At 66.5% G+C, this 17,968-nt stretch carries 15 protein-coding genes; 13 read left to right on the top strand and 2 right to left on the bottom strand.

All coding sequences use genetic code 11. The features are described 5' to 3' along the window. Positions 1-66 precede the first annotated feature (66 nt). From ACUJB0_RS29665 to ACUJB0_RS29720, 12 genes are all read left to right on the top strand, one after another. A complete protein-coding gene (locus ACUJB0_RS29665) occupies positions 67-2,604 on the top strand; it encodes a M4 family metallopeptidase (RefSeq protein ID WP_444848398.1) in 2,538 nt (845 codons plus the stop codon). 96 nt (positions 2,605-2,700) lie between these two features. Next, a complete protein-coding gene (locus ACUJB0_RS29670; protein ID WP_444848399.1) occupies positions 2,701-3,903 on the top strand; it encodes a type II secretion system F family protein in 1,203 nt (400 codons plus the stop codon). Next, a complete protein-coding gene (locus tag ACUJB0_RS29675; RefSeq protein ID WP_444848400.1) occupies positions 3,900-5,582 on the top strand; it encodes a GspE/PulE family protein in 1,683 nt (560 codons plus the stop codon). Before ACUJB0_RS29670 ends, ACUJB0_RS29675 begins: the two co-directional genes overlap by 4 nt. Further along, positions 5,569-6,726: a hypothetical protein gene (locus ACUJB0_RS29680; protein WP_444848401.1), complete on the top strand. Its 1,158-nt coding sequence runs from the start codon at positions 5,569-5,571 to the stop codon at positions 6,724-6,726. Before ACUJB0_RS29675 ends, ACUJB0_RS29680 begins: the two co-directional genes overlap by 14 nt. Continuing rightward, entirely contained in the window at positions 6,723-7,283 is a 561-nt protein-coding gene (locus ACUJB0_RS29685; RefSeq protein ID WP_444848402.1) for a PilN family protein, read from the top strand. The genes ACUJB0_RS29680 and ACUJB0_RS29685 overlap by 4 nt, the downstream gene beginning before the upstream one ends. Continuing rightward, on the top strand, positions 7,271-7,867 hold the full coding sequence (locus ACUJB0_RS29690) for a hypothetical protein (RefSeq protein ID WP_444848403.1): 597 nt from the start codon (positions 7,271-7,273) through the stop codon (positions 7,865-7,867). The genes ACUJB0_RS29685 and ACUJB0_RS29690 overlap by 13 nt, the downstream gene beginning before the upstream one ends. Continuing rightward, entirely contained in the window at positions 7,864-8,415 is a 552-nt protein-coding gene (locus ACUJB0_RS29695; protein WP_444848404.1) for a hypothetical protein, read from the top strand. Before ACUJB0_RS29690 ends, ACUJB0_RS29695 begins: the two co-directional genes overlap by 4 nt. Next, positions 8,412-10,454: a secretin GspD/PilQ domain-containing protein gene (locus ACUJB0_RS29700; protein WP_444848405.1), complete on the top strand. Its 2,043-nt coding sequence runs from the start codon at positions 8,412-8,414 to the stop codon at positions 10,452-10,454. Before ACUJB0_RS29695 ends, ACUJB0_RS29700 begins: the two co-directional genes overlap by 4 nt. A gap of 2 nt (positions 10,455-10,456) precedes the next feature. Beyond that, positions 10,457-10,957: a type II secretion system protein gene (locus ACUJB0_RS29705; RefSeq protein ID WP_444848406.1), complete on the top strand. Its 501-nt coding sequence runs from the start codon at positions 10,457-10,459 to the stop codon at positions 10,955-10,957. 4 nt (positions 10,958-10,961) lie between these two features. Beyond that, complete coding sequence (locus tag ACUJB0_RS29710) at positions 10,962-11,336, top strand: type II secretion system protein (RefSeq protein ID WP_444848407.1); 375 nt, start codon at positions 10,962-10,964, stop codon at positions 11,334-11,336. Further along, positions 11,311-11,814 carry a type II secretion system protein gene (locus tag ACUJB0_RS29715; RefSeq protein WP_444848408.1) on the top strand — a complete coding sequence of 168 codons (504 nt, stop codon included), beginning with the start codon at positions 11,311-11,313 and terminating at the stop codon, positions 11,812-11,814. The genes ACUJB0_RS29710 and ACUJB0_RS29715 overlap by 26 nt, the downstream gene beginning before the upstream one ends. Before the next feature lie 128 nt (positions 11,815-11,942). Beyond that, positions 11,943-14,471 (top strand): M4 family metallopeptidase, encoded by a 2,529-nt coding sequence (locus ACUJB0_RS29720; RefSeq protein ID WP_444848409.1) that lies wholly within the window; start codon positions 11,943-11,945, stop codon positions 14,469-14,471. Here ACUJB0_RS29720 and ACUJB0_RS29725 read toward each other — a convergent pair whose 3' ends face one another. After that, positions 14,472-16,100, bottom strand: coding sequence for a CehA/McbA family metallohydrolase domain-containing protein (locus tag ACUJB0_RS29725; protein ID WP_444848410.1), 1,629 nt, complete (start codon positions 16,098-16,100; stop codon positions 14,472-14,474). A gap of 155 nt (positions 16,101-16,255) precedes the next feature. On the opposite strand from ACUJB0_RS29725, the gene ACUJB0_RS29730 reads away from it, so the two are divergent. Next, the gene (locus ACUJB0_RS29730; RefSeq protein WP_444848411.1) at positions 16,256-17,485 is read left to right on the top strand and encodes a M24 family metallopeptidase; all 1,230 of its coding nucleotides are present in this window, start codon (positions 16,256-16,258) and stop codon (positions 17,483-17,485) included. Between the two features lie 3 nt (positions 17,486-17,488). Here ACUJB0_RS29730 and ACUJB0_RS29735 read toward each other — a convergent pair whose 3' ends face one another. Next, entirely contained in the window at positions 17,489-17,917 is a 429-nt protein-coding gene (locus ACUJB0_RS29735; protein ID WP_444848412.1) for a hypothetical protein, read from the bottom strand. Positions 17,918-17,968 lie beyond the last annotated feature (51 nt).

A 17,968-nucleotide genomic window follows, 5' to 3' on the forward strand; every position in this document is an offset into this window, starting at 1 on the left:
CCGAGTTGGCCACTATCCCGGCCAAGGCCGCACCTAGCGAAAACAATCAGACCCCATGGAGAAGAGATGAATTTACGTATGACCCTACTTGCTGCATCCATCGTCGCCGCATTGCCGATGATGGCGTCCAACGCAGCCCAAGCGGCGCCCCAGCTCATGTCCGCGCCGGTGGCCCAGTCCTCTCCACAAGAGAGCGCCGGGCTGGTGGCCAAGATGGCCGCGCTCGACAGCCAGCGCGGCCTGTCCGCCGACCACAGCTTCCGCATCGCCAGCCAGCATCCCGGCGTGGTGGGCGAGAAGATCACCCGAGCCGACCACACGTACAAGGGCCTGCGCGTGTTCGGTTCCGAATCGGTGATCGTCACCAACAGCGCCGGCGACATCATCAGCGAGTCGGTGGCCGACCGCCGCGCCGCGCTGGACGCGCCGGCCGCCGCATCGCACGGCCGCACGGCCACCGTCGCCCCGGCCGACTGGACGCCGACGCTGGGCGCCAACGACGCCATCGCGCTGGTGGTCAAGGCGGTCGCGCCGAGCGGCACGCACCGCTGGCAGCCTAGCGCCGAACTGCTGATCTATCCGGTGATGAAATCGGTGCGCATCCCGTCGGCCGTGAACAAGGCCGAGTCGGCGCTCAACGCCATGGACCTGGAGGAAGTGGTCGACCACTACGAGCTGGCCTACTACGTCAAGACCCGCATGGCCGACCACGGCAAGCCGGTGTACTTCGACACCATGGTCAACGCCAAGACCGGCGCCGTGATCGCCCAGTGGAAGGCGCTGCAGACCGTGGTCGGCACCGGCAACAGCCAGTACAACGGCCAGGTGCCGATCCAGACCTCGCTGTCGGGCAGCACCTACAAGATGCTGGACTCCACCCGCGGCACCGGCGGCACCTACGGCGGCATGGCGATCACCAACGCCAACCACAGCTCGGCCAACAGCCCGAACGCCGGCAGCATCTACACCAACACCACCAACGTCTGGGGCGACGGCCAGAACTACAACGGCGGCAGCACCACCAACGCCAACGGCCAGACCGCCGCGGTCAACGCGCTGTGGGGCCTGATGAACACCTACGACGGCCTGAAGAACGTGCTGGGCTGGCAGTCGCTGGACGGTAACAACACCGCCACCTACATCGCCGCCCACGTCGACACCGCCTACGACAACGCCTTCTACGACGACGGCTGCAAGTGCATGTACATCGGCGACGGCTCCAGCTTCTACAGCCTCGGCTCGATCGACGTGATCGGCCACGAGATGTCGCACGGCGTCACCGCCTCCACCTCCAACCTGAACTACTCGGGCGAATCGGGCGGCTTGAACGAGTCCAACTCGGACATCGGCGGCGAGATGATCGAAGCCTACGCCCGCAACGGCGGCACCGGCAGCGTGATCCCGGCCACCGGCAACGACTGGATGATGGGCAAGGAGATCAGCAAGTCCGGCCAGCCGCTGCGCTGGATGTACAAGCCTAGCAAGGACGGCGGCAGCCCGGACGCGTGGAGCAGCTCGATCTCCAACCTCGACGTGCACTACTCCAGTGGCCCGAACAACCGCATGTTCTACTTCCTGTCGCAGGGTTCGAACTCCAGCTCGACCAGCGACTACTACTCGAAATACCTGGTCAAGAGCCCGGCCGCGATGACCGGCATCGGCAACGACAAGGCGTTCCGCATCTGGTTCAAGGCCAACACCACCAAGTTCACCTCGTCGACCAACTACGCCGACGCCCGCAACAAGGTGCTGGCCGCCGCCACCGAGCTGTATGGCGCGGGTTCGAAGGAAGCGATCGCGGTGCAGCGCGCCTACGCGGCGATCAACGTCGGCGCCGACATCGACGAAACCGGCGCCACCGGCGGCGTGTCGATCACCACCCAGCCGTCGAACGTGAGCGTGGCAGCCGGCTCCACCGCGTCGTTCAGCGTGGGCGCCAGCGGCGGCACCTCGCCGTACACCTACAAGTGGTACCGCAACGGCGCCGTCATCAGCGGCGCCACCTCGGCCACCTACTCGCTGACGGCGCAGGCGACCGACAACGGCGCGGTGTTCAACGCCGTGGTCAGCGACTCGTCGTCGCCGGTCAAGACCGCCACGTCGGGCAACGCCACGCTGACCGTCGGCTCCACCGGCGGCACCACCGAGCGCGTGACCAACGGCGGCTTCGAGTCCGGCGTCACCGGCTGGAGCGGCACCACCGGCGTGATCGGCAACTACAGCGGCCAGACCGCCTACGAGGGCACCAAGTTCGCCTGGTTGGGCGGCAACGGCACCACCGCCTCGGAGACCATCACCCAGGCCGTGACGATCCCGTCGACCGCCACCGCGGCCACGCTGACCTTCGCGCTGCACATCGACACCGATGAAACGGGCAGCACCGCCTATGACAAGATGGTGGTGACCGTGAAGAACAGCGCCGGCTCGGTGCTGGGCACCCTGGCCACGTACTCGAACGTGAACGCGGCGACCGGCTACCAGGTCCGCACCTTCAACATGCTCGCGTACAAAGGCCAGACCGTGACCCTGTCGTTCGCGATGAACGAGGACTCGTCGCTGCAAACGTCGTTCGTGGTGGACAAGGTCAGCCTGATCACCCAGTAAATGTGGTAAGACAGTCCCCGCCTGACCCGACGGGGCTGTTTTTTTGCCGGGGCGGCAATCGATCGCCGCCTCGTTTTTTTCCTGGCTGAGCAAGCGATGCAGTTTCATCTCCAAGTGCAGGGCGGACCGTCGGGCCCGCAAACCATAGCGATCGACGCCGCCAGCGAGGCGGAGGCGATCCGCCAGGCGGCGCGCAACGGCTGGCGCGTGCTGGCCATCGGCAGTACCGAATCCATGGGTGCGGGGGCGCGTGCGTCCGCGCGCCCGAACAAGCAGGCCTTCCCGCTGCTGCAATTCAGCCAGGAGCTATTGGCCCTGCTGGAGGCGGGCCTGAACCTGAGCGAGGCCACCGCCACCTTGCTCAACAAGGAAACCCGCGGCGGCGTGCGCGCCACGCTGGCCGCGATCCAGCGCTCGCTGCAACAGGGGAAAAGCTTCTCCGACACGCTGGCCGATTTCCCGGCCGTCTTCCCCGAACTGTATGTCGCCACCGTGCACGCGGCCGAGCGCTCGGGCAACCTGCCGGAGGCGCTGGCGCGCTTCGTCGGCTACCAGCTGCAGTTCGACGCCATCCGCAAGAAGCTGGTCTCGGCGGCCATCTACCCGGCCATGCTGCTGGTGGTGGGCACGCTGGTCACGCTGTTTCTGATGGGGTACGTGGTGCCCAAGTTCAGCGTGGTGTACGAAGGCTCGGGGCGCGAGATCCCGTGGGCCTCGCGCATGCTGCTGTCGTTCGGCCAGGCGCTGGCCGCGCATCCGTGGCTGTGCGCCGGCGCGCTGGCCGGCGTGGTGCTGGGCGTGGTGCTCGGCTTGGGCAACGCCGCGCTGCGCGGGCGGCTGGTGTTGGCCATCCTGCGCCTGCCGGTGCTGTCGGCCAAGGCCGCCGAGTTCCGCCTGGCGCGTTTCTACCGCGCGCTGTCGCTGCTGCTGCACGCCGGCATACCTTTATCGAAGGCGCTGGCGATGACCAACGCCATGCTGCTGCCGTCGCAGCAGGTGCAACTGGTGCAGACGCGCCGCGCGGTCGAACAGGGCCTGCCGTTTTCCACCGCGCTGGAACAGAACGCGCTGGCCACGCCGGTGGCGCAGTCGCTGCTCAAGGTCGGCGAGAACACCGGCCGCCTGGGCGACATGCTGGAACGCTCGGCCAAGTTCCACGACGAGGAATTCGCCCGCTGGGTGGACTGGGCCTCGCGCCTGCTGGAGCCTGTGCTGATGACGGTGATCGGCGTGGTGATCGGCGGCGTGGTCGTGTTGATGTATATGCCGATCTTCGAGTTGGCGGGGAGTCTGTCATGAACGCACGCGAACCGGCTGTCCTCAGCCCCGAGATGCTGCACGGCGCGCGCGCCGCCGCGATGGCGCAGGGCCGGCCGACCATGGCGCTGCTGCAGGAAGCCTGCGGCCTGACGCCGGAGGAGCTCACGCGCCAGCTGGCCGCGCTGTTCTGCTATCCGGCCTGGCCGATGAGCAGGCTGCAGGCGGCGCTGCCGGCGTTCGACCTGCTGTCCTACACCGACTGCGCGCAGCGCGACTGCGTGCTGCTGCGCGAAGGTGACGATGCGCCGGTGCTGGTGATCGGCAATCCCTTCGCCGAGGACACGCTGCAGTGGGCCGGCTACGCCATCGGCTGCGCCTACACGGTGGCGCTGACCCATCCCGACGATTTGACCGCCTACCTGGTGCAGCAGGAGAGCGTGCAGCAGGCCATGCAGGACATGATGGAGGACGGCAGCCACGGCGAGACGGCGGGCCTGGACCAGACCATCGAGGACATCTCGCTGATACGCATCAGCGAAGACAGCAGCCCGGTGGTCAAGCTGGTCAACTCCACCATCTACGACGCGCTGAAGTTCCAGGCCAGCGACATCCACCTGGAATGCGACGCCGCCAGCCTGGTGATCAAGTACCGCGTGGACGGGGTGCTGGTGCAGGCCGGCACGGTGCAAGGCCTGCAGATGGCCGAGCAGATCATCTCGCGCATCAAGGTGCTGGCGGAGCTGGACATCGCCGAGCGCCGCGTGCCGCAGGACGGGCGCTTCAAGGTGCGCGTCAAGGGCAGCGAGATCGACTTCCGCGTCTCCATCATGCCCAACATCTTTGGCGAGGACGCGGTGCTGCGGCTGCTGGACCGGCGCGCGCTGACCGAGGCCGCCGCCGCGCTGCGGCTCGAGAGCCTGGGCCTGAACGACGACGCCATCGCGCAGATCCGCCGCTTGGCCGCCAAGCCGCACGGCATGCTGCTGGTGACCGGGCCGACCGGCTCGGGCAAGACCACCACGCTGTACGCCGCCATCACCGAGATCAACACGGGCCGCGACAAGATCGTCACCATCGAGGATCCGGTGGAATACCGGCTGCCGCGCGTGCTGCAGATTCCCGTCAACGAGAAGAAGGGCCTGACCTTCGCGCGCGGGCTGCGCTCCATCCTGCGCCACGATCCGGACAAGATCATGATCGGCGAAATCCGCGACGACGAAACCGCGCAGATCGCGGTGCAGGCCTCGCTGACCGGCCACCTGGTGTTCACCACGGTCCACGCCAACAACGTGTTCGACGTGGTGGGCCGCTTCCTGCACATGGGCGTGGACCCGTACAGCTTCGCGGCGGCGCTGAACGGCATCGTCGCCCAGCGGCTGCTGCGGCTGAACTGCGAGCACTGCGCGGTGGACGTGGCGCCCGATCCGCAAGACCTGGCCGACAGCGGCCTCACCGCCGGCGATGTCCGCGAGTGGCGCTTCAAGGCCGGCAGCGGCTGCGGCCATTGCCGCGGCACCGGCTACAAGGGCCGCAAGGCGGTGGCCGAGGTGCTGATATTGAACGACGCCATGCGCGAGATGATCTGCACCCGCGCGCCGGTGAGCCGCATGAAGGAGGAAGCCGCCACCATGGGCTTCCGGCTGGCGCGCAGCGCCGGGCTGGATCTGGTGCGGCAGGGAGAAACGACTTTACTGGAGCTCAATCGTGTCACTTATTGAACGCATTTCGCGGCTGGTGTCGAGGGGCGCACCGTCGCCCACGTCGCTCGCAGCGATACCATCGCCGCGGGCATCGCCAGTGCGGTCGGCGTCGCTGTCGCCACTGGCATCGCTGGCATCGCTGGCGCCGTTGGCGCAGCGCCGCTTGCGCGTGCTGCTGTCGCCGCAGCAGGTGTTGTGCGTGGTCCGCCATGGCGGGCGGCTGGTGGAAGGCAGCGCGCGGCAGGTCGTCGTCGACGGTGCCAGCGCTGGCGGTCACTGGCAAGCCGCCATCGACACGCTGCGCACGCTGTTGCAGCAGCCGGACATCGCCGCGGCCAGGCTGCCGCTGGAGATCAGCCTGTCGGGCCGCTGGAGCCAGCTGGTGCTGGCGCCGTGGAGCGACGCGCTGCTGTCCGAACCATCCGCCAGCCGTTTCCTGCAAACGCAACTGGCGGCCCTGTACGGCGACAACGCGCGCGGCTGGAGCGTGGTCGGCGACGACGCGCCCTACGGCCACACACGCCTGGTCTGCGGCGTCGACAGCACGCTGCTGCAAGCGCTGAAGGACGTCGCCGCCGAATGCGGCCACGCCTGCCGTGTGATCGAACCGCTGCTCGCCACCGCCCTGCGCACGCTGGAGGCACCGCAGCGCAAGCGGCCGCGCAAGGCCACAGACGTCGCCACTGGCACGCTATCGCAGATCAACGGCGCGGCCGACGCCAGCGCCGCGCTGGGAGAGACCAAAGGCGCAGCCGGCGCCGCCGGCGCACTGTCGCGCATCAAAGGCGCGGCCGACGCCGTCGGTGCGCTGGCGCTGATCGAGCCTGGCCGCATCACGATGGCTGCGCTGCGCGACGGGCGCATCGTCGCCATTCAATCGCAGCCGGCCAGCGAGGCGTGGCGCGTCGAACTGCCGCAAGCCTGGCAACGCTGGACGCTGCGCGCGCCCGAACTGGCCAGCATCAAGCAGATCGTCGTCACGGACCTGAGCGCGCTGCCGCCGGCGCACGTATCCGCGTCGACCGCCGCGCTGCACCTGGTCCCCGGCACACTGCCATCGCGCTTCCATCTGGGCGCAAATCCCTTCGGCGAGCGCGCCACCGTCAGCGCAATGCCACCGCAAGCCCCATCGTCCACCTCCAAGCCTGAGGTGGCAGCATGACGCACCTGAACTTCCTGCCCCGCGCCACGCAGCCGACCGGATGGCGCCTCGCCTTGCTGGCCGTCGGCGTGCTGATGCTGCTGCCCGCCGCCGCCAACTGGGTCACGCAACTGCAAACCGTCACTCACCTGGAAGCGCGGCTGAACGCGCAAACAGCCGCCGCACAACCAACGCGCCTCACACGTCCAGCACTGGCCCCCGCGCAGCAGCACGAGCTGGATCTGCAGGTCAAGGCGGTGGCCGAAGCCGTACGCCAGCTCAACCTCCCGGTCACGCGGCTGATCAAGGCCGTCGTCGCGCCGGCCGACGTGCGCGTGGCCCTGCTGGCGCTCGACCTGAACGGCCAACCGCCGCAGGATGGCGCCGACACCGCCGTTCCCTCCGGCGCGCTCAAGATCACCGCCGAAGCGGAAACCGCACAAGACATGATCAACTACCTGGCCTTCCTCAACCAGCAGCCGATGTTCCGCTCCGTGTACCTGATCAAGCACGAGATGGCGGCCGGCGCCGGCGAACGGCCGTATCATTTCCAACTGGAGGCCCAATGGCGGCAATAAAGTCCGGCGCGCTGCCCAAGCTGAAGCTCGCGCCCAATCTCGCGCCAAGGCTGGCGTGGCAAACACGCCGCCTGCTGCGCCAGGCCGGCCCCGGCGCGGTGGCCGGCATCGCCTGCGCGCTGCTGGCCGTACTGGCGCAATGGCACGCCACGCAGCTCGACCAGCGCCAGGCCACGTTGACACGCCAGCTCAACGCCGCCGCCCGCGCGGCAGCCGCACCGCACACGCCCGCGCCAACCGCCGCCGGCGGCGTGGCCGCGTTCTACGCCTACCTGCCCGCGCACGACGCGATCCCCGACCAGCTCAAGGAACTGGTGAAGGTCGCGCAGCAAAGCGGCATAGCGCTCAACAAGGCCGAATACAAGCCCGAGATGGACGCCAAGGCCGGCTTCCTGCGCTACCGCATCACGCTGCCCGTCAAGGCGGATTACGCGAGCGTGCAAGCCTTCCTCATCGGCGCACTACAAGCGCTGCCGACGCTGACGCTCGACTCGGTCGCCTTCAAGCGCGAACAGATCGAGTCCGGCGAGATCGACGCGCGCATCCAGTTCGTGCTGCTGGTGCGGCAGGAGGCGCGGCGATGAGAAAGATCGTGATCGGCGCCGCCGCCGTCGCCACCCTGCTGGCCGCATGGTTCGCGCCCGACCAGGACGGCGGCGTGGTCGGCCCCGCAGCCGCCACCACGCGAGAAGCCGCGCCGGCGCCAGTGGCGCCAGCCATCGTCGCCCCGCCAATCGACGCCACCACGCCAGCCTCCGGTGCGGACGGCATCGACCTGCAAATCCACCCGCGCGTCGCCGACGACGAGATGGGCAACGTCTTCGCCAAGCAAAGCTGGGCGCCGGAGACACCGAAGAAAATCATGATGGACCAGGCGCAGGCGCAGCAAGCCGCGCAACAGGCCAGCGCACCATCCGGCCCGCCGGCCCTGCCCTTCCAGTTCATGGGCCGCTTCACCGACGAAGGCAAGACCGCCTACTTCCTGCAAGTCGACGGCCAGAACGTAGTCGCCCGTCCCGGCGAAAAAGTCAACGACAGCTACCTGCTCGACAGCGTCAGCGGCAATACGATGAACTTCGTCTATCTGCCGCTCAACCAGAAACAAACCTTAGTCGTAGGGGACATCAATTGAAACCAACCGCCCACCGCCTGCACCTGCTGGCCATCACACTGCTGCTGAGCGCCTGCGCGGGCAGCCAGACCTTCAAGGAAGGCAACGCCCTGCTGGACGCCGGCCAGATCGACCAAGGCCTGGCCAAGCTGGAACAGGCATCGCGCGACGATCCGCACAACGCCGAATACCGCATCGTCCTGCTGAACCGCAAACTCAAACTGGTCAACGCCATGAACAGCCGCGCCGACACGCTGCGCCTGAAAGGCCAGGCCGCCGAAGCCGGCGCGCTGTACGAACAAGCGTTGGCCATCGACCCGGCCAACCTGGTGGCGCGGCAAGGCAAGGCCACGCTGGCACAGGACCAGCGCCACCAGCAAGCCATGGGCGAAGCGGAGGCGCTGCTCCAGCGCGGCGGCGACGCCAACCTGGCGCAGGCGCAGGAGCTGCTGCGCCCCCTGCTGGTGGAACGCCCCAACCAGCGCGACCTGTTGCGGCTCAAGACCCAGATCAATGACGCCCAGACCCGCCTGCGCCCCGCCAGCGGGCGGCTGGCGATGGCCTACCGCAAACCGGTCACGCTGGAGTTCCGCGACGCGCCGCTGCGCGCCGTGTTCGATTTCATCAGCAAGGTGTCGGGCCTGAACTTCGTGTTCGACCGCGATGTCGATCCCAACCTGCGCGCCACCATCTCGGTACGCGACACCAGCATCGAGGAAGCCATCGGCATGCTGTTGAGCGCCAACCAGCTGGAGCAAAGCATCACCGGCGACCGCTCGATCACCATCTACCCCAACAACCCGCAGAAGCAGAAGGACTACCAGCAGCTGCTGGTGCGCAGCTTCTTCCTTGCGAACTCCGACGTGAAGACGGTTGCCTTCTCGCTCAAGACGCTGCTGAAGGCGCGCGACATCGTCACCGATGAACGCATCGGCACCATCATCATGCGCGACACGCCGGAGATGATACGCATGGCCGAACGCATCATCGCCGTGCAGGACGTGGCCGACCCCGAAGTGATGCTGGAGGTGGAAGTGCTGGAAGTGAAGCGCTCGCGCATCCAGGAGCTGGGCGTGCGCTGGCCCGACACCGTCGGCCTGACCCTGCTGGGCAGCGGCCAATACGGATCACTGAACGTGGGCGACCTGCACAAGATCAGCGGCAGCACCATCGGCCTGGGTTTCGGCACCGTGTCCATCAACGCCAACAAGAACGACACCGACAGCAATATCCTGGCCAATCCCCGGATCCGCGTGCGCAATAAGGACAAGGCCAAGGTGCTGATCGGCGACCGCGTGCCGGTGATTACCGTCACCACCAACAACGGCGTCAGCTCGGACAGCGTGAACTACGTGGACGTGGGCCTCAAGCTGGACGTGGAGCCCAACGTCTACCTGGACGACGAGGTGGCGATCAAGATCAACCTGGAGGTCAGCAGCGTGGTCAAGGAGATCGTCAGCAAATCCGGCACGCAGGCCTACCAGATCGGCACCCGCAGCGCCGCCACGGTGCTGCGCCTGAAGGACGGCGAGACGCAGGTGCTGGCGGGCCTGATCAGCGACGAGGACCGCACCACCGCCAACAAGGTGCCTGGCGTGGGCGAGCTGCCGGTGTTGAGCCGCTTGTTCGGCACGCAGAAGGACGATTCGACCCGCAGCGAGATCGTGCTGTCGATCACGCCGCGCGTGCTGCGCTCCATCCGCCGGCCGGAATTGTCGGCGGCGGAGTTCAACTCAGGCACCGAAACCGATATCGGCGGCCGCAGCCAGATGGGCACCACGCTGGCCGCCGTCCCCGACACGGCGGCCGACATGGCGCCCACGCCGCGCGACGCAGCGCCGGCACTGGCGCCCGGCGGCTCGGACACGACCGGAGGCTCCAGCTTGAGTGGCGGCTCCGGAATAAACGGTGGCTCAGGAATGACTGGCGGCTCGGGCATGACCGGCGCCGGGATGACTGGCGGCGCAGGAGCGACCGCCGGCGACCCAACACCTGCCCCACCATCCAAGCCGCAACCGGTCAATCCCGTCCCCCACACGCCGCCGAAGAAAGGCCAGTAGCCATGCAGCGCAAGGCCCAACGCGGCTTCACCTTCATCGAGTTGATGATCACATTGTCCATCCTCGCCACGCTGGCGATGGTGGCCGCGCCGATGGCGCAGGTGGCGCTGCAGCGCGAAAAGGAGCACCAGCTGCGCGCCGCGCTGATCGAGATCCGCGAAGCCATCGACGCCTACAAGCGCGCCGCCGACAACGGCCGCATAAAACTGGCGATGGGCGATTCCGGCTATCCGAAAAAGCTGGAAGACCTGGTCGTCGGCGTGCCGGACCAGCGCAGCCCGCGCAAGCAGAATATGTACTTCCTGCGCCGCATTCCGCGCGATCCGTTCGCGCCGGCCGACGGCAACGCCAACGGCTTCGCCAGCAGCGCGACCAGCGGCGGCTGGGCCGTGCGCTCCTACGCCTCGCCGCCGGACAACCCGACCGAAGGCGAGGACGTGTTCGACGTCAGCTCCCGCTCCGCCGTCATGGGCCTGAACGGCATCCCCCTCAAACAATGGTGACGCCATGAAGCACAACAAGGGATTCACGCTGGTCGAGCTGCTGGTGGTGCTGGCGATTATCTCGCTGCTGCTCACCATCGCGCTGCCGCGCTATTTCAGCTCGGTCGACAAATCGAAGGAAGTGGCGCTGAGGGAGAACCTGCAAGTGCTCCGCAGCGGAATCGACAAATACTATGCCGACAAGGGCGAGTACCCGGCGGCGCTGGCGGACCTCGTCACGCAGCGCTACTTCCGCAAGGTGCCGCTGGACCCGGTGACGGAATCGGCCACCACCTGGCTGCTGTTGCCATCCGCCGACGCCGAAAAACCCGGCGTGGCCGACATCCGCAGCGGCGCAAAAGGAAAGACCCGCGATGGCACGCCGTACGAACAGCTGTAGACGCCAGCGCGGCTTCGCCTATCTTTGGACGCTGATGCTGGTGGCCTTCATGGGCGTCGGCCTGACCATCGCCGCCGACCTGTATGCGACCGCCATGCGGCGCGACAAGGAGCGCGAGCTGCTATTCATCGGCCACGAATTCCGCCATGCGCTTGAGGGCTACAACAAAGCCAACGGCGCCGGCCAGTATCCGCTGACGCTGGACGAGCTGCTGAAGGACCCGCGCTTCCCCAGCGCCAAACGCCACCTGCGCCGCCTGTACAACGATCCGATCACCGGCAAGCCCGATTGGGCGCTGGTGCTGCAGCAGGGCCGCATCGTCGGTATCCGCTCCACCTCCGCCCAGCGCCCCATCAAACAGGATAACTTCGACGATGACGACGCCGGCCTGGCGAAAAAGCCGCGCTACGCCGACTGGCTGTTCACCTACCCGCACGACCTGTTCACCGTGCCGCAGAATGCGGACGCCAAACGCTGACTGGTTGCGAAGTTATTGATCTTGGACAGAACGTCCCTCCCATCCGCGATCTAGCGTGATTCATCCGCCACGCGGAATCGGCGACATCATTCGATGCCAGCTGGAACGGTTGAAATTGGGAGGATGAGATGATCCTGCGTACACGCCTGCTTACCGTCACCACCGCCGTCGCCGCCGCGACGTCGCTGCTGACCGCCACCGCGACGCTCGCGGCAGACCAATTGATGGCCCCTCCGGTCAACACGCTAACGCCGCAGGACAGCTCCGGCTTGGTCGCGAAGCTGGTGGCGATGGAGGCCGCGCACGGCGTGCCGCCGGACCTGAGCTTCCGCATCAGCAGCGTTCATCCCGGCGCGGCCGGACAGAAGATCGTCCGCACCCGGCACACCTACAAAGGCTTGCCGGTGTTCGGTTCGGAGTCGGTGGTGGTCACCGACGCGGCGGGCAATATCGTCAGCGTCTCGACCGCCGACCGGCGCGGCCAGCTGGCAGCAGGCCTGGCGCCGTCCTCGCTCAGCGACACGGTGCCGGCGCTGAGCGCCGCCGACGCCATCGCCGTCGCGGCCAAGTCGGTCGCGCCGCGCGCCAGCAACCGCTGGCCTCCCAGCGCCGAGCTGACGATCTACCCGGTCATGAAGACGGTGCGCATGCCCTCGGCCGCCGGCAAGGCCGACGCCGAACTCAATGCGCTGGACGTGGAGGAAGTGGTGGATCGCTACGAGCTGGCCTACTACGTCAAGCTGCGCCTGGCCGAAGACGGCAAACCGGTCTACTTCGACACCATCGTCAACGCCAGGACCGGCGCCATCATCGCGCAGTGGCACGCGCTAAAGACGGTGGTCGGCACCGGCAACAGCCAGTACAACGGCCAGGTGCCGATCCAGACCTCGCAGGCCGCCAGCGGCTACCAGATGCTGGACAACACGCGCGGCACCGGCGGCAAATTCGGCGGCATGGCGATCACCAATGCCAACCACAGCCCGGCCAGCAGCCCCGACCCCGGCGCCATCTACGTCAACGGCACCAACGTCTGGGGCGATGGCCAGAACTACAACGGCGGCAGCACCACCGACGCTAACGGCCAGACCGCCGCGGTCAATGCGCTGTGGGGCCTGATGAACACCTACGACGGCTTGAAGAACACACTGGGCTGGCATTCGCTGGACGGGAACAACACCGCCACCTACATCGCAGCACACGTCGACACGTCCTACGACAACGCCTTCTACGACGACAGCTGCAAGTGCATGTACATCGGCGACGGCTCCAGCTTCTACAGCCTCGGCTCCATCGACGTGATCGGGCATGAGATGTCGCACGGCGTCACCTCGTCGACGGCGGACCTGGTGTACTCCGGCGAATCCGGCGGCTTGAACGAATCGAACTCCGACATCGGCGGCGAAATGATCGAGGCCTACGCCCGCAGCGGCGGCACCGGCGCGGTGATTCCGGCCACCGGCAACGACTGGATGATGGGCAAGGAGATCAGCAAGTCCGGCCAGCCGCTGCGCTGGATGTACAAGCCAAGCAAGGATGGCAGCAGCCCGGATGCGTGGAGCAGCACGTTGAAATACCTGGACGTGCACTATTCGAGCGGGCCGAATAACCGCATGTACTACTTCCTGTCGCAGGGTTCCAATGCCGACCCGGCATCCGACTACTACTCGAAATATCTGGTCAAGAGCCCGGCCGCGATGACCGGCATCGGCAACGACAAGGCTTACCGCATCTGGTTCAAATCGCTGACCACCAAGTTCACCTCCGCCACGAACTACGCCGACGCGCGCTCCAAGGTGCTGGCGTCGGCGCAAGAGCTGTACGGCGCCGGCTCGAAGGAGGCCATAGCGGTGCAGCGCGCCTACGCGGCGATCAACGTCGGCGCGGACGTCGACGAATCCGGCTCCACCGGCGGCGGTGATGTCACGATCACCACGCAACCGGCCAGCGTGACGGTGGCGCCGGGCGCCACAGCGTCGTTCAGCGTAGGCGCCAGCGGCGGCACGCCGCCCTACTCCTACAAGTGGATGCGCAATGATGCGCCGATCGCCGGCGCCACGTCGGCCACCTACTCGCTGACCGCGCAGCTGTCCGACAACGGCGCGATGTTCAACGCGGTCGTCACCGATGCCTCATCGCCGCCGAAGAGCGCCACCTCGTCCAAGGCGACGTTGACGGTGACCGCCGGCGGCGGCGGCAATGAGCTGGTGACCAATGGCGGCTTCGAAGACGGCACCACCGGCTGGCATGGCAGCACCGCCGACATCGGCAGCTTCTCCGGCCAGCAGGCCTACGAAGGCACGCGCTACGCCTGGATGGGCGGTAACGGCTTCTACGCCATCGAAACGCTGACCCAATCGGTGACGATACCGTCGAACGCCGCGTCGGCGATGCTGACCTTCGCGCTGCATATCGACACCGACGAAACCGCCCACAAGATCTACGACCGGCTGACCGTCACCGTGAAGAGCAGCGGCGGCGCGGTGCTGCGCACGCTGGCCGCCTGGTCCAACCTGGACGCCGCCGACGGCTACCAGGTCCGCAGCTACGACCTGTCGGCCTTCAAGGGCCGCACGGTGACGCTGTCGTTCGCCATGCGCGAGGACAACGGCAAGCAGACCTCCTTTGTGCTCGACAAAGTCAGCCTGCTGGCGAAGTAATCAACGCAGGCTGACGAACACCGGGTTCGAATAGAACCACAAGCTGCGGTAGTTACGATCGTTGATGTCGTTGAAGCGCGCCGTGTTGTCGGTGGTGCCGGTGCGCTGGTCCGCCAGCGGTTCGCCGTCCTGGGTCAGGCCGGCGACGTCGGTGCCAAGGTTGGTGCCGCGCAGACGGTAGTACTGGTTCTTGCTGGCGGTGGTTTCGTAGCTGATGCTGAAGTAACCGTCCGCATCGACCTTCCAGTCCGCGCTGGTGAAGCGCTTCACCACGCGCGTGCTGGCGTTGGTGGCCACGCTGTAGGCGGCGCTGCCCGGTGTGGCCTTGGCGTTGACGTCGCCGACGATCAGGTCGACGTGGTCGACCACCGGCTTGACGTTGGCCGCCGTGCCGCTGTCGACCGGCTTCTCGTAGTTGTTCTTCGCCGGCGATTTGAAGCGGATGGTGATCGTCACCTTGTCGCCGCTGGCCACCTTCAATTCGCCGCCCATCTCCTTGCGGTCATCCTTGCTGGCCAGGTTGAAGTCCAGCGCGTTGATCAAGTCTCCGTAGACCGAGAACATTTTGCCCGAGCGCAGGCCTTGCAACAGGTCCTTCGCGGCCGGCTTGCCCTGGGCGCTGTTGAAGACGTAGTTCTTCGCGTACTCGCCTGGGAAGTAGCCGCTGCTGTTGCCGCCGACGATTTTGAAGTGGGTGTCCGAGTCGGTCAGGTTCCAGATGCGGCGGCCCTCGCCGAGCAGCGCATCCCACACGCCGCCGACCTTGGCGACGACGTAATCGACGCCGCCGTAGGCACGCAGCGGCGCGTTCTCCGGCGTGTAGGCGGCCGTGTAGCCGCCACGGTCCGGCTCCATCTGGTTGCCGACCATGCCTTCGATGGCGAACACGATGTTCGGCGCGATGTCGTTGAAGCGGCGGAAGTCGTCCACCGTGTAGCTGCCCTTGTTGCGCGACGGGTGGTTGACCACGGCGTAGCTGGTGTCCGGGTAGTTGTCCTTCAACCAGCTGATGGCCTTGAGCGCGTCGTCGGCGCTGGCGTTGTAGCGGGTGGTGCCGTATTTGCTCTTCCACGCGGCGACATCGGCGGCATCGAACAGCGCCGGGTCGCGGGTGGTGAACAGGTATTCGAATTCCTTCATGCCCTTGGTACTGGAGGCCAGCTTGTCGCTGCCCTCGAACAGGCCGATGCCGATGTGGTCATGGGTCGGCATGTCCCATTCGAAGCCGGAGAAGATCAACTTGTCGGCGTAGGTGCCGGCCGCCTGCAAGGCCTGCACGTGCGGGATCTCGTAGCGTTCGACGCCGGTCGACAGCGGAATCCCCGCCGGCAGCGACGCGCCCTTCTCGTCGCGCGACGACAGCCGCAGGTGGTTGCTGATCGCCATCCAGTCCAGGCCATAGCTGGTGAAGGCCTTGCCCAGCACCTTGTCCAGCGTCTGGCTGACGTCCGTGTCAGGCGACTGCGTGGTGTGGGTGTGCAGGTCGCCGGCGATCCAGCGGCCGGCCGGCACCGGCGGCACGACGACGTCGGCGGGCTGGTCGCCGCCGCAGGCAACGGCGGTCAGCATGATGGCAATGGCGGTGGGGATCAGCAATTGGCGTGGGCGGAAATGGGAGACGAACGACATGATAAATGAGTCCTGAAAGTGGATGCGGAATTCGGCACACTAGCATCCGACTATTACCTGCCTATGACTTGGCGGCGCGTGCAAAACTGCTATGATCCTCGGCTGGCGCAGACCAAGATCCGCGCGGCCACGCAAATCACATCAGGGATATATAAATGACTATTGGCGGAAAAACCATGGAAGAGGCCTTGGCCTCGCTGTCCGACATGACCGGGGGCGCTGTCCCCATCGGCAAGGACGAACACCTCCAGCGCCTGGCGCGCGCGCAGGCCTACATGCGCGACCAGGGCATCGCGGCGATCTACGTCAACGCCGGCTCCAACATGACCTACTTCACCGGCACCAAGTGGAGCGCGAGCGAGCGCATGGTCGGCGCCATCCTGCCGGCCAGCGGCGCGGTCGAGTACATCGCCCCCGCCTTCGAAGAGAGCACGCTGAAGGACTTCATGCGGGTCGAGGGCAACGTCAATACGTGGGATGAACATGAGAGCCCGTACCAGCTGTTCATCGACACGCTCAAGCGCATGGGCATCGCTCCAGCCACCGCCGGCGGCACCGCGCCGCGCATCGGCATCTGCGAGAGCGCGGCCTTCTTCATCTACGACGGCATCCGTCCGCTGGCCGACGGCTATTCGCTGGAGAACGCGCGCCAGGTCACGGCACACTGCCGCACCCGCAAGTCCGCCAACGAGATCGCGCTGATGCAGCGCGCCAAGGACATGACGCTGGCCGTGCACGTGGCCACCGCCAGCATACTGCGCGAAGGGATCACCACCGTCGAAGTGGAGGAGTTCATCAACCGCGCGCACCGCAAGGTCGGCGCGTCCGGTTCGTACTTCGTGATCGTGCTGTTCGGCGAGGCGACCGCGTATCCGCATGGCGTGAGCTATGTGCAAACGTTGCAACGGGGCGACACTGTGCTGATCGATACAGGCTGCAAACTGCACAACTACATTTCCGACATCACGCGCACCTACGTATACGGCGAGATCAGCGAGCGTCAGCGCTCGGTGTGGAACAGCGAGAAGGCGGCGCAGCTGGCGGCTTTCAACGCGGCGCAGTTGGGCGTGCCGTGCGAGCAGGTGGACATGGCGGCGCGCCGTTCGCTGGAGGCCGACGGCTTCGGTCCCGGCTACAAGCTGCCAGGCCTGCCGCACCGCACCGGCCATGGCATCGGCCTCGATATTCACGAGTGGCCGTACCTGGTCGGCGGCGACAAGACGCCGCTGGACGTGGGCATGTGCTTCTCGAACGAGCCGATGATCTGCATCCCCGGCGAATTCGGCGTGCGCCACGAGGACCATTTCTACATGACGGAAAACGGTCCGAAATGGTTCACCGAACCGGCGCACAGCATCGACGATCCGTTCGGCCTGCGTAAGTAGACGTCACGCCTGCATGCGCTTGAGCCGGTTGTAGAAGTACAGCGGCGCGGTGACATGCAGGGCGCCGTCGGCGGGACGGATCACGACACGGTTGGAATCCCAACGCATCCAGCGCGGGCCTTTATGGTTGAAGATACGTCCCTCATCGGTTTCGCCTGCCGGCACGAAACCAAACTGCCGCACGCGCCCGATGAATGCAGCTTCTCCTGTCGCATCCACGGTACCGCGCACCGGAAGGCACATCAACAGCGAGGGCAATTGACCTATGCACGCACCGACCAGTACCCCCCTAAGGAGCGCATCCGGCGTCCAGTAATTGGCCAATACCGCTACGGCCAAGAATCCCGCGACTAAACAAGCCCAGACTATCCAGTCTCGCGTGCTCAGAAACGGATTAAAGCCGATCGACTGCTTGTGGAATGTCTGCGCCATGTTTGCTGCCCTGTCGTGAGAGAGTTACCAGCATTTTGCGCCACCGCGTGG

Origin of the sequence: Duganella caerulea, from assembly GCF_040362985.1 — a bacterium.
GTDB lineage: Bacteria > Pseudomonadota > Gammaproteobacteria > Burkholderiales > Burkholderiaceae_D > Rugamonas > Rugamonas vulcania.

Coding starts and splice junctions, on each gene's coding strand:
- ACUJB0_RS29685 (WP_444848402.1), top strand. CDS start 6,723: ATGACGCACCTGAACTTCCTGCCCCGCGCCACGCAGCCGACCGGATGG.
- ACUJB0_RS29730 (WP_444848411.1), top strand. CDS start 16,256: ATGACTATTGGCGGAAAAACCATGGAAGAGGCCTTGGCCTCGCTGTCC.
- ACUJB0_RS29695 (WP_444848404.1), top strand. CDS start 7,864: ATGAGAAAGATCGTGATCGGCGCCGCCGCCGTCGCCACCCTGCTGGCC.
- ACUJB0_RS29710 (WP_444848407.1), top strand. CDS start 10,962: ATGAAGCACAACAAGGGATTCACGCTGGTCGAGCTGCTGGTGGTGCTG.
- ACUJB0_RS29725 (WP_444848410.1), bottom strand. CDS start 16,100: ATGTCGTTCGTCTCCCATTTCCGCCCACGCCAATTGCTGATCCCCACC.
- ACUJB0_RS29690 (WP_444848403.1), top strand. CDS start 7,271: ATGGCGGCAATAAAGTCCGGCGCGCTGCCCAAGCTGAAGCTCGCGCCC.
- ACUJB0_RS29705 (WP_444848406.1), top strand. CDS start 10,457: ATGCAGCGCAAGGCCCAACGCGGCTTCACCTTCATCGAGTTGATGATC.
- ACUJB0_RS29670 (WP_444848399.1), top strand. CDS start 2,701: ATGCAGTTTCATCTCCAAGTGCAGGGCGGACCGTCGGGCCCGCAAACC.
- ACUJB0_RS29715 (WP_444848408.1), top strand. CDS start 11,311: ATGGCACGCCGTACGAACAGCTGTAGACGCCAGCGCGGCTTCGCCTAT.
- ACUJB0_RS29675 (WP_444848400.1), top strand. CDS start 3,900: ATGAACGCACGCGAACCGGCTGTCCTCAGCCCCGAGATGCTGCACGGC.
- ACUJB0_RS29720 (WP_444848409.1), top strand. CDS start 11,943: ATGATCCTGCGTACACGCCTGCTTACCGTCACCACCGCCGTCGCCGCC.
- ACUJB0_RS29735 (WP_444848412.1), bottom strand. CDS start 17,917: ATGGCGCAGACATTCCACAAGCAGTCGATCGGCTTTAATCCGTTTCTG.
- ACUJB0_RS29665 (WP_444848398.1), top strand. CDS start 67: ATGAATTTACGTATGACCCTACTTGCTGCATCCATCGTCGCCGCATTG.